The organism is bacterium (assembly GCA_021108215.1).
Taxonomy (GTDB): Bacteria; Oederibacteriota; JAAXVQ01; order JAAXVQ01; family JAUVAV01; genus JAIORK01.
The window spans coordinates 30932-42832 of the sequence record JAIORK010000022.1 but is presented as its reverse complement, the minus strand read 5'-3'; the positions used below and the strand labels follow the sequence as shown (position 1 = coordinate 42832).

General features: G+C 44.9%; 8 protein-coding genes. All 8 read left to right on the top strand.

Annotation, left to right across the window (positions count from 1 at the left end; genetic code table 11):
* Positions 1-372 precede the first annotated feature (372 nt).
* A complete protein-coding gene (locus tag K8S19_04370; protein MCD4812907.1) occupies positions 373-1389 on the top strand; it encodes a HEAT repeat domain-containing protein in 1017 nt (338 codons plus the stop codon).
* 1 nt (position 1390) lies between these two features.
* Positions 1391-2716, top strand: coding sequence for an amidase domain-containing protein (locus K8S19_04365; protein ID MCD4812906.1), 1326 nt, complete (start codon positions 1391-1393; stop codon positions 2714-2716).
* Between the two features lie 32 nt (positions 2717-2748).
* Complete coding sequence (locus tag K8S19_04360; protein ID MCD4812905.1) at positions 2749-3684, top strand: PorV/PorQ family protein; 936 nt, start codon at positions 2749-2751, stop codon at positions 3682-3684.
* Positions 3685-3698: 14 nt separating this feature from the next.
* Positions 3699-4364: a hypothetical protein gene (locus K8S19_04355; protein ID MCD4812904.1), complete on the top strand. Its 666-nt coding sequence runs from the start codon at positions 3699-3701 to the stop codon at positions 4362-4364.
* 649 nt (positions 4365-5013) lie between these two features.
* The gene (locus K8S19_04350; GenBank protein MCD4812903.1) at positions 5014-7296 is read left to right on the top strand and encodes an integrin alpha; all 2283 of its coding nucleotides are present in this window, start codon (positions 5014-5016) and stop codon (positions 7294-7296) included.
* Positions 7247-9133: an FG-GAP-like repeat-containing protein gene (locus K8S19_04345; protein MCD4812902.1), complete on the top strand. Its 1887-nt coding sequence runs from the start codon at positions 7247-7249 to the stop codon at positions 9131-9133. Before K8S19_04350 ends, K8S19_04345 begins: the two co-directional genes overlap by 50 nt.
* A gap of 84 nt (positions 9134-9217) precedes the next feature.
* Complete coding sequence (locus tag K8S19_04340) at positions 9218-9649, top strand: YbaN family protein (protein MCD4812901.1); 432 nt, start codon at positions 9218-9220, stop codon at positions 9647-9649.
* 243 nt (positions 9650-9892) lie between these two features.
* Complete coding sequence (locus K8S19_04335) at positions 9893-11842, top strand: glycosyltransferase family 39 protein (GenBank protein ID MCD4812900.1); 1950 nt, start codon at positions 9893-9895, stop codon at positions 11840-11842.
* Positions 11843-11901 lie beyond the last annotated feature (59 nt).

Below are 11901 nucleotides of genomic sequence, written 5' to 3'. Positions count from 1 at the left end.
GATACGCTGCTCAAAAAGCCACGGAAGGACTTGGTGACATTAGTCACGTTAGTAAATGAGCGCCAAGCAAGCTGGTGCCTGATTAGGCAGTTGCATGAATCCGGGTGATCGCTATGAAAGTCATATATCATATCTGTGATAAAATATTAAAAAAAACGCATGGATTTTGATGAAAATTAGTCAAAAGAAATAGGAGAAAAAGCGTCACGCTAAGCTGTGAAGTAAAAAATGAAAAAGTAAAAGGGTAGTCTATGAACGGACACGAAAAGACGTGAATAATGCAAGGGTATAAAATGTTGGCGGGTGAGCGATTTTTGACGAAAAATAGGACGAGTGTCACTGGATTGAATATTTTTTAAAAGGAGCATAATTGTGAAATCAAAAAAAACCACAAAAGTAATCCTCTATAGCGTGTTGGTGTTTGTTCTGGCATTGGCAGTCTATGCTTTTGCCGGACAGAAAATGTCGTTTGAAGAGGCGATTCAGAAAAAAAATCGTACAGTAGTCAAAAAACAAAAAAACCATATTCAAAATGCGAGTATAAAAGCAATGTCCAGGGAGGAGCGACAAAAGCAGTATATACAAACATTGCGAAGGAAAGCTGAACAGACGGCAAATGGGAATTATGCATATCTAAAACAAAAGTATGAACTGGGAACACTTCATATGTTTGATGCTGAAACCATTATGCAGCTTGGTTTTGCACGAAGCATGAAATCAGTTTCGTTACTTTGTAATATGTTGACAACTTATCATGGCGCCGAGATTCGGATTGCTTCAGCAAAAGCTCTGGGAAGCATCGGAGATTTGAAAGCGATTCCTGTATTGATTGAAGCACTTGCGCACGAAGACTACCTAACACGGGTGGCCGCAGCCGGTGCTTTGGTCAAACTTGGCAAATCGGACGAAGCTTTTGCAGTATTGGCTGAAGTAGCACAGAAACAGAACGTTGAAAAATGGAAAATTGATGTTGAAGACAGAGTGGAACAATATTCCGGAAAAATCAAAGAACAAAAAAGGGAAGAATATGCAAGTAGTTTTCGCAATGCATCTTTGCCAAGAAAAGCGATCACGCATTTGGGAAAAATCGGGAGCGAACAGGCTTTGGATGCAGTTGAACCGGCATTATATGATGTGGATGAATTTGTGCGCTTAAGAGCAGGTGGTGTATTGATGGAATCAGAAAGGAAGGGGAAAGCGATCCCGGTGCTGGAAGCTATTGTTTCTAATCCCATGATTACAAAATCAGTCCGTTCGGCAGCGTTGTCTGCCATAGCGAGCGGAAAAGGAAAAAAGGAACGGGCAATACTTGAAAAATATAAAAAATCTTCCAATCGCTATTTATCCGGAAAAGCTGAGAAATTAATAAAAAAAATAGCGGGCAAATAGAATGATATTTTTTTGGATCAAGAAAAAGTATTTTCGAAAATCACTATCAATTCTATTGCTGATATTATTTTTGACACCACTCGCAAATGCATATAATTTCGAGGAAGCTGTGTATTATGCAAATAAATGGTGGGATGGAAGAAATACAAGAGATTACGCGGACTATTCAAATGTAGGCGGTGACTGTGCGAATTTTGTATCACAATGCTTAATTGATGGTGGGATGGATTTGGTTCAAGACGGAAATATACCTTCGGGTCATATTGGTATAGGTGGAACGATAACCTGGTGTGATTCTCTTCATGCGCATTTAAAGAATTTCCAACATGCTGAAGTTACTTTTGGGGAAAATGCGGGTCAAGCACCCTTCAATTTATCGCCGGGGGATGTCGTGATTTTTGGCCGTGATGACGATATATATAGTCACGCTGCAATTGTTGCAACCGGAAATGGTGGAAATGTCTTGTTGGCAGCTCATTCTGGAGATCATAATGACCTTACAATTGATGGGTATCTGAGCTGGCTAAGGAATAAGTTTGGAAGTGGTCATATAACATTTTACCATTTTCCCACATACTCAGAAATTGGTCGGGAACAAGTCTTTTATGGAACCAGTAATTATGTTGGGGAAAAATCACTCATCTCTGTTGTGTATCAATCCGGTACCAATTACGAAGGCTATATTGTCGATTCAACAGATGATAGTGATCAGGATTTGGTGGTGGGTGATAGCACCACCGCTTTAAATGGCTGCGCGCATTATATCAGTGCCTATTGCACGGATGCGCATAAAGGTATTCCGAGTGACGGCCAGACTTTCGGGCAGCCCTGGACTAGTGAGACATCTAATCATTGGGCATATTGGGTACGAAAGGGTATTCAATATGCCAATCAACATGACTATTCCAGTTTGGATGTTTTAAGTGCTGTTTGGTACATCACTGACCGTACCGGGTATTACAATTCCATTCTTTCGGGAATCGCTTATCCGCTTAACGGACCTACGAAAAATGCGGCGAATGCTCAAACTGCGATTGGAAATAATTCCTTGCGGCTTGTACATAATGAATGTCATCCCATAAAAGGGGAAGAAGTGACTATTTTATATAATATTGCTTCTCCCGGGAAGATCAGTATCAAAATATATACTGTGGATGGTGTGTTGGTCAGAACAGTCGTTGATGGTTCCAGACAGGCGGGCGGTGCGCATGTTGAAACCTGGGATGGCAGAAATACGCGAGGAACGTTTGTGGCCAGTGGCATATACCTGCTGCATCTTGAAGCTCCGGGATGGCGGCAAACTAAAAAAATATGTATTATCAAATGAGGGATTGCTACACTTTGCTGAAAGGGAAAGTCATGAGATGCAAATTTTCACGAAAATATATTCTGTTAACATATTTTTCACTCGTTTGTGTATTTTTTGGGATTTTGAATGTTTGGGGAAGCGACCAGGGAGAAAGCGGCGCACGAGTATTAACCCAGGGGATGAGTGCGAGGGCATTGGGTATGGGTGAAGCTTATGTAGCTGTGGCGGATGATATGCAGACACTTTATTACAATCCGGCTGGGCTGGGACGTTTGGTGCATCAGGAAACAGGTCTCATGTACAACCGGAGCCTGATGGATACTTATTACGGTTATCTCGGTTATGTTAGTCCGCTTTTTCAGGGAACGCTGGGCGCAAGTTTGGCAACTTTTCAGGGTGGGGAAATTGAACTCATTGCCGATGACGGAAGCTCTCGCATATCAAACGCGGAACAGGATTTTGTGTTTTCATTGGGATATGGTTTGGATTTAAAGGAACTGTTTTTAGGCGTTGTAACGAAAATGGTTTACTCGACCTTGATCGAGGAATATCATGCACGAGCTTTCGCTATAGATGTTGGTGGTTTATTTGTGTCTCCGAATGAAAAATTCACCTTGGGAGTTGTGGTTCAAAATATCGGGACGCAATTGAAATACTCAGAGGTAGGTGATTCATTGCCGTTATCTGTTGGAATCGGAGGGACATACCAAGTTAAATGGAATGGTGATTATTGTTTGCTGACGTCCTTGGATATTGTGAATATTAATATTTTGCAGATGCATTCCGGTATTGAAATTGCTTGGGGAGAAATAATGAAGGGGCGAATCGGATATAAATATGGGTATGATTTAGAATCTTTTTCTTTTGGTTTAGGTGCGCGTTTGGGCGCGTTTCAACTGGATTACGCTCTTGGACTGATGGGAGAATTGGGAATGAAGCATTATCTTTCGCTCAATATTCATGGACCGGAGAACAAGAAAAGATAAGGAATGGTGAAAGCATGAAAAAAATAATTTGGATTATATGTTTGTTAATTATGCCAAGTATGACCGGTGCGGAACATTTGATTCTAAAAGACGGGTTATATATTCGTGATGTTAAAATCATTGTTAATAAAAAAGGAATCATCCAATTCCGTCATGGCGGATCTGACAAAATGTGGGGTTTGGATTCCCGGCGGATTCAAAACGTATCCGATAGTATGCCTGCGAAGGGAAGGGAGATTCAACCAGTTGAGCGGAAGGAATATTTTACGGAAATAAAAAAAACAGGAGAAAAACAGCGGGAGGCGGAGCGGACGGTTTCTTTAAACAATTTAAGCGAAGCTTGCCGTCTCTACTCTGCGAACAGGAAAGAACCCATGCTGGCGATGAGTTGCGCGGCACTTTTGCCTTCTTCCGGTCATGCTTATGCAGGTGATTGGGGACGGGGATTTTTTTTCATGGTTCCGGAAATATTGTGTCTTGTGGTTGCTTTTGCACCTATAGAAGGAATTGATCCGACATTGAAGTCATTGTCGCTGTTTCCGGCTTTTTTAATTGTTAAAGGAATTGAAATGTACGATGCTGCGATGACGACGGAAGATTCAAATGAGCAATTACGTAAAAAACTGAAAATGGATCTGGGCGTGGATGAACGTGGAATACGCTTGGATCTGAAATTTTGATATGTTAACCGTAATTGGAACCTAGGAGACTGAGCAATTAGTCTGTTTCTGGTATTATTCGTCACCCCGGTGAAAACCGGGGTCCAGACGCTGAATAGGGCCCCCCGGGCTTGCCCGGGGGGAACCACAAAAAGCTTTGAAATTCAGATTTCTGGATACCGGCTTCCGTTGGTATGACGGCAAAATACAAATAATTCGACTAAATGCTCACACTACACTAATCAACGTCCCGGATTACAAAAAACGTTTCTCACAATGACAAATGTAAAATTATTCAAGCGACACTACACTAATAAACGTCCCGGATCACGGACAATTAAAGAATGAATTTTATTTTGACAAATCGTTTGTGAGGAGAGAAGATGCAAAAAAGAGATGTTTGAATATATTGAAATATTTCATAATCGACAAAGGTTGCACCAATCACTAAACTATTTCATGCCTGAAGAGGCAGAGAAAAAGCCGGTTGCAGCGTAATTAAAGTGTCTGTCAAACCAGGGGCATCCCAGGTCTTGAAATATTGATCCTAAATACGAGCGACCTTATTTATTGTTCCGTCGGTCGGATCCGGTGGCGTTGCCAAAGACGGAATGAAAGGCAAAGATGGCATTGCTTGCCATGATTAATTTAAATCCCGGAGGAAAAGCAAATGTCTGTAAACATTAAACGAATTATAACCATCATCATCATGGTGAGTGTGGTTGGTCTGATCAGTTTGGGCGCCTATATGGTGGTGCAAAAAAGCGATCACAGGCCACAAGATTCCAAGCAGTTAAGCGAGCCTGCGATTGATCCAAAAGCCGTGGCTGGCGGAGCAGATAAAGCGTGGCTCAGTCAAGCCATGGAAAAGATCAAAGCGCAGGAATATGAGCTCAGCAAAAATAAACAAGGCCTGCTCCAGGCGCCGAATCGAAAGCATAATTTCCGGATGACTGTGCATGAGAACAAGGTGGGATTTGAGCCGCGAACAATATCCTCTGAAAAAGAAGAGAAATCCAAAACCAAAAAATGGCAGTGGCAATGGGAGACTGATCAAATGGGCCGGCTGGGGAACATGGAATCAGTCGATAAGGGCGAAAGAAGCGTACAAGGGAATATGGTTACCTATGATCGCAAGCAGATGAAAGAGTGGTATGAGAACAAACCCGAAGGCATAGAGCAAGGATTTGTCATTTATAAAAAGCCGGTTGCAGGTCCCAAAAAGTCTTCCGGCAGCGATCCTTGGGTAATGATTCAGTCCTGCAGGATAGAGGGCTTGTGCTTGCGAATGGCAGCAGATCACAGCAGCATTGATTTTGTAGATGAGCATCAGGCAGTTATCATGAGATATGGGCAATTAAAAGTCAAAGATGCAACAGACAAGTTATTGCCCTCGGAAATAAGAGTGGAAGAAAACACGATCATTGTAGCGTACCAGGATGCCAATGCAAAATATCCGATAGTCATTGATCCCTTGATGACCAATCCCGGATGGACAGCAGAGAGTGATCAAGCGAATGCATCTTTTGGTTATTCAGTAGCAAGCGCCGGAGATGTAAATGGGGATGGTTATGGTGATGTGATCGTGGGAGCGTATGAATATGACAATGGTCATACAGATGAAGGCCGTGCTTATGTGTATCATGGCAGCAGCTCAGGATTAGCCGCTACAGATGCCTGGACCGCAGAGAGTGATCAAGCGAATGCATCTTTTGGTTATTCAGTGGCAAGCGCCGGAGATGTAAATGGAGATGGGTATAGTGATGTGATCGTGGGAGCGCCCTTTTATGATGATGATCATACAGATGAAGGCCGTGCGTATGTGTATCATGGCAGCAGCTCAGGGCTGGTCGCCATAGCATATTGGACAGCAGAGGGTAATCAAACATATGCATATTTTGGTTGTTCAGTGGCAAGCGCCGGAGATGTGAATGGAGATGGTTATAGTGAAGTGATCGTGGGAGCGTATGGTTATGACAATGGCGAGACAGATGAAGGCCGTGCTTATGTGTATCATGGTAGCAGTGGAGGGCTGGTAAATCCAGCTGCCTGGACAGCCGAGGGCGATCAAGCGAATGCTTATTTTGGCAGATCTGTGGCAAGTAGCGGAGATGTAAATGGGGATGGTTATAGTGATGTGATAGTGGGAGCGCATTTATATGACAATGGCGCGGATGATGAAGGCCGTGTTTTTGTGTATCAAGGCAGCAGCTTTGGGCTGGCAAGTACAGCTGCCTGGACAGCCGAGAGTGATCAAACATATGCCGAGTTTGGCATATCTGTGGCTAGTGCCGGCGATGTGAATGGAGATGGTTATAGTGATGTGATCGTGGGAGCGTATGGTTATAACAATGGAGAGCAGAATGAAGGCCGTGTTTTTGTGTATCAAGGCAGCAGCTTAGGGTTGGCAAATACAGCTGCCTGGACAGCAGAGAGTGATCAAACTCTCGCATATTTTGGCATATCTGTGGCAAGTGCGGGCGATGTGAATGGGGATGGTTATAGTGATGTGATCGTGGGAGCTTACTATTATGACAATGGCCAGACAAATGAAGGCCGTGCTTATGTGTATCAAGGCAGCAGCTCAGGGCTGGCAAATACAGCGGATTGGACAGCAGAGAGTGATCAAATTAGCGCAGAGTTTGGCAGATCTGTGGCCAGTGCCGGAGATGTGAATGGAGATGGGTATAGCGATGTAATCGTGGGAGCGCGTCGATATGACAATGGCCAGACAAATGAAGGCCGTGCCTATGTGTATCATGGCAGCAGCACAGGGCTGGCAAATACAGCCGCCTGGACAGCCGAGAGTGATCAAACGAGTGCATATTTTGGCCTATCTGTGGCCAGTGCCGGAGATGTGAATGGAGATGGTTATAGTGATGTAATCGTGGGAGCGTTTTGTTATGACAATGGCGAGAGTAATGAAGGCCGTGCTTTTATTTGGGTATGGTGATGTGATCGTGGGAGCGCGTTATTATCAAAATGGAGAGGCAGGTGAAGGTCGTGCTTATGTGTATCATGGCAGCAGCTCAGGTTTAGCTGCTACAGCAAATTGGACAGCCGAGAGTGATCAAGTGGATGCATATTTTGGCCTATCTGTGGCCAGTGCCGGCGATGTGAATGGGGATGGGTATAGTGATGTAATCGTGGGAGCGTTTTGTTATGACAATGGCGAGAGTAATGAAGGCCGTGCTTTTATTTATCATGGCAGCATCTCAGGGTTAGCTGCTACAGCAAATTGGATAGCCGAGAGTAATCAAGCGAATGCAGAGTTTGGTTATTCTGTAGCCAGTGCCGGCGATGTGAATGGCGATGGTTATAGTGATGTGATCGTGGGGGCGTATAGATATGACAATGGTGAGCCAGATGAAGGCCGTGCTTATGTGTATCATGGGAGCAGCTCAGGTTTAGCTGCTACAGCAAATTGGACCGCAGAGAGTGATCAAATTAGCGCAGAGTTTGGTTGTTCTGTGGCAAGCGCAGGTGATGTGAATGGAGACGGTTATAGTGATGTGATAGTGGGAGCGTATGGTTATGACAATGGCGAGAATAATGAAGGCCGTGCCTATGCGTATTATGGCAGCAGCTCAGGATTAACTGCTACAGCAAATTGGACAGCCGAGAGTGATCAAACGAGTGCATATTTTGGCAATTCTGTGGCAAGTAGCGGCGATGTGAATGGAGATGGCTATGGTGATGTGATCGTGGGAGCGCGTTATTATCAAAATGGAGAGGCAGGTGAAGGTCGTGCTTATGTGTATCATGGCAGCAGCTCAGGTTTAGCTGCTACAGCAAATTGGACAGCCGAGAGTGATCAAGTGGATGCATATTTTGGCATATCTGTTGCAGGTGCCGGCGATGTGAATGGAGATGGCTATAGTGATGTGATAGTGGGGTCGAATCGATATGACAATGGCGAGAGTAATGAAGGCCGTGCTTTTGTGTACTATGGTAATGATACTGTTGGTCTGTCAGTTATCCCTCGTCAGGCCAGAGCCGATGGTTCGCAATTAATCATGCCTGTGGGAATGGCTTCAGATTTGTTAAGCAATACAGCTTTTCGTGTACGTCTCTTTGGCCGTTCGACCCAGGGTCGTATACGCGCCAGATTGCAGGTACAAATCGCTGAGTCAGGGCAGTCCCTGGTATCGGGAACAATGCACACGCAGGCAGGGTATACGGATTTGGGTGTTCCCGGCGCTGAAATGGAATATCAAGTCAGTGGACTCAATGCACTTCAAGCCTATTATTGGCGAGCTCGGCTGCTGTATGATCCAGCCCAAGTAAACAATGGTCAACTACACAGTCCGTGGTTCAGGATTTCCAAAGGCAACCTGGAAGGAAACGCCGATATGCGAACCGGCCCAGAACCCCCTCTAACAGCTACCTCGACTATGAGTCCGACAGTCACGCTAACAGCAACAATAACACCTACTTTGACTGTTAGTCCGACAGCCACACCAACAGCAACTATCACGTTAACACCAACTGTGACCCAAACCTCAGGTTTGGCCAACATAGACCTGAAAGGCAAGGCAGTGCTGGCCTATCCCAATCCCGCGCAAAAGCAGATGAAATTTTTAATGCACCTGGACAAAGCCACAGATGTAGAAATAAATATATATAATCTGACTGGTGAACGTATTGCCAAGCTCAAGGAAAGCATGCCGGCCGGTCGAGGACAAGTACTTATCTGGAATTGCGCGGATATCGCGCCGGGGATTTATCTGGCCAAAGTTTATTTTAACAGTAAAGAGAAGCAGACGATCAAGCTGGCTGTGATGAGATAAAAAAAGTTTGAGGGGCGGTGTTAGGTAGTAAGGAAAATAAATTGAAAAAAATGCAGGAAAATCAGAAGAAATGCTATGAAAAAAATGAATACGATAAAAAAATATTTACTTATCAGCCTGGGGTTTGTTTCCCTGGGGCTGGGGATTGTCGGGATATTTCTACCGATTCTGCCTACGGCGCCTTTTTTAATACTGACGGCGTTTTGTTTTATGCAAACGTCGCAGCGGTTACATCATTGGTTGATTCACAATAAGATTGTCGGCAGTTATATTTTGGATTATTTTAAATATAGGGCGATTACCGGAAAAACAAAAATAATCGCTTTAATATGGTTGTGGGGGTCGATGGGGATTTCAATGTACTTGGTACCTCGTTTTTATATCAAACTATTACTGGCAGCAATCGCTGCGGGTGTCAGCTTCCATATTTTATCCTTGCGGTCCCGTCATGATGAAAAAATCAGCAATCCGGAGGTCGCGCCCGAGGCGTTGGATGACTGCGGCGGCAGGGATTGATCAAGTTAACAGTTTCAGAAATCCGGATTGAAAAAGACGGTTCTTAAGGGAATGAAAAAGTGCGTTGAAGGATTTTAAAATTTTGCAACATGTCCTCTTTTTTTTATCTTCAAATTCGTTTATAGTGGGAAATCCGGCAGTGACAATGGATAATTTGATGGCTGTTTTTTGAAATAACGGGAATGATTTTTTGAAGAATGAGTTGACAAAATAGGGGTTGGAGTATTGGGGAAGGAATCCTGAATGACTATTTCATATGGCATCATGGTACTCGCAGCGTTGGCGTGGCTGTTTATTCTTTTTGCCGCTGCCCATGGCTGCGGTACGTGGGTCCTCAAACGACTGTGCTTGCAAAAAAAGGATTCGCCGGGTGATGCTGTTATAGCCATCGGTATCGGTATGGCGGTTTTTTCCTATATGATATTTTTATTGGCGGCCCTGGGGCTGTTGTCTAAACCGGTTTTATTCGGCGCCGCTGCACTCTGGTCGCTGTGGCTGGTGCCGGAATTGTTGGGAAGGTTGCGCAGGGGCACGGCATGTTTGGACACGAACGGTAGGGGCACGGCACGCCGTGCCCCTACTTATATTGGCTGGTCGCTGTTTGCCCTGCTCGCGCTGCTTAATTTTATTCCTGCATTTGTGCCGGAGACCGGTTGGGACGGCATGGCCTATCATTTGGCACTGCCCAAACTCTATCTTCAGGCTGGAGGCTTTGTTTTCCGGCCGGATATTTTTCACAACCTCTTTCCTCAGTTTACCGAGATGTTTTATTTAGCGGGAATGATTTTTCCTTATGGCATGGCAGCCAAGGGAGTCCATTTTGCATTTGGTGGTTTGGTGGTTTTTATATTGTATTGTTTGGGTAAAGAGTTGGAAAATCCGCTTGCCGGGTTATTGGCCGGTCTGATATTTTATGCGCAGTATGTTGTACATATGGAATCCACCACCGCATTTATTGATTTGACCGTGGCAGCTTATGCTGCGCTGGGGTTACTTGCGGTGTTTAAATTTATTCAAAGCCGTGATATGCGCTGGCTGTATATGACAGCTTTTTTTCTGGGGATTATCGCTGCAAATAAATGGCATGGTCTCATCGTGCTGGTCTTGGCAGGCGGCGCAATCCTGCTGATGATTTGGAACCGGAAATCCTTGCGCCTGCAAGAGAAATTACGGCAGTCCGCCGGGGTGATGGGATGGGGCAGTCTGCCGGTGTTGCCGTACATGATTCGGGCCTGGATGATGGGAGGCAATCCGGCTTGGCCGCTCTTGTATCCGGTTTTTGGAGGGAAGTACTGGGATGCCCGGATTGCCGATCAGGTCCAAAAGCTGCATGCCTCATTTGCCGGGGGTGATCATGGATTTTTGGGGCTGATTCAATTACCCTATGATCTCATTGTCCGGGGTTCGTTGTTTGGGCTGGGGGGGGCGGAATTGCGCTGGCCCTTGGTGGGCATGCTTTTTATTGTGATTTGTACATTGTTTTTTTTGCGGTGGGATTATCAAGCCTCACCCTACCGGCTGCAAGGTATTCAAAAAATCACTTTGCCGGGAATTATGGGATTGTTTGTTATTATTTGGTTTTTTAGTTCACCTCAGATTAGGTTTCTCATGCCGCTGTTTCCTGTTGCAGCATGGCTGGCAGGATTGGTATTGGTTGCCTTGTGGAAGCAGGGGACGACGGTCAATCGTCTTTTGGCTGTGTCCATTGGGATGCTCTTTTTTCTTTTTCATCCTCCGATTCATCACGATACAGGCCGGCAGGTCAAAGTCCTCGCCAACCGGGTGCCGCCGGATATTTATTGTCATCAAAAAATTGATCATTATGCGGCAATGCGTTTTTTGAATAAAAATGTGCGTGCGGGTGAGAAGGTCCTGCTCTTTGGAGAAAATCGGGGATTTTACCTGGAGGTGGACTATCTTTGGGGAGACCCGATGATGCAAATGGTGATTGATTACCGAAAGTTTGAATCAGCAGGGGAGGCCGGCAGGTCGCCCCTGCTGCGCGAATTGCATAATCACAATGTAAGGTGGGTGCTGTTCCGTACAGACTTGTATGCTGAAACCTATCTCGATCCCAAGATTGTGACAATGATGGAGGCCGTGCTGACATCAGCCGGTGAAAAACAATTTGAAGACGGACCAGTCAGTGTGTATAAAATTTATGCGGACCGGCAGTTGGCATTAATCAGGTAGGGAATGGTCGCGACCATTCCCTACTAAAGCATGCTATAATATTGCGGTTTAAAGGATTA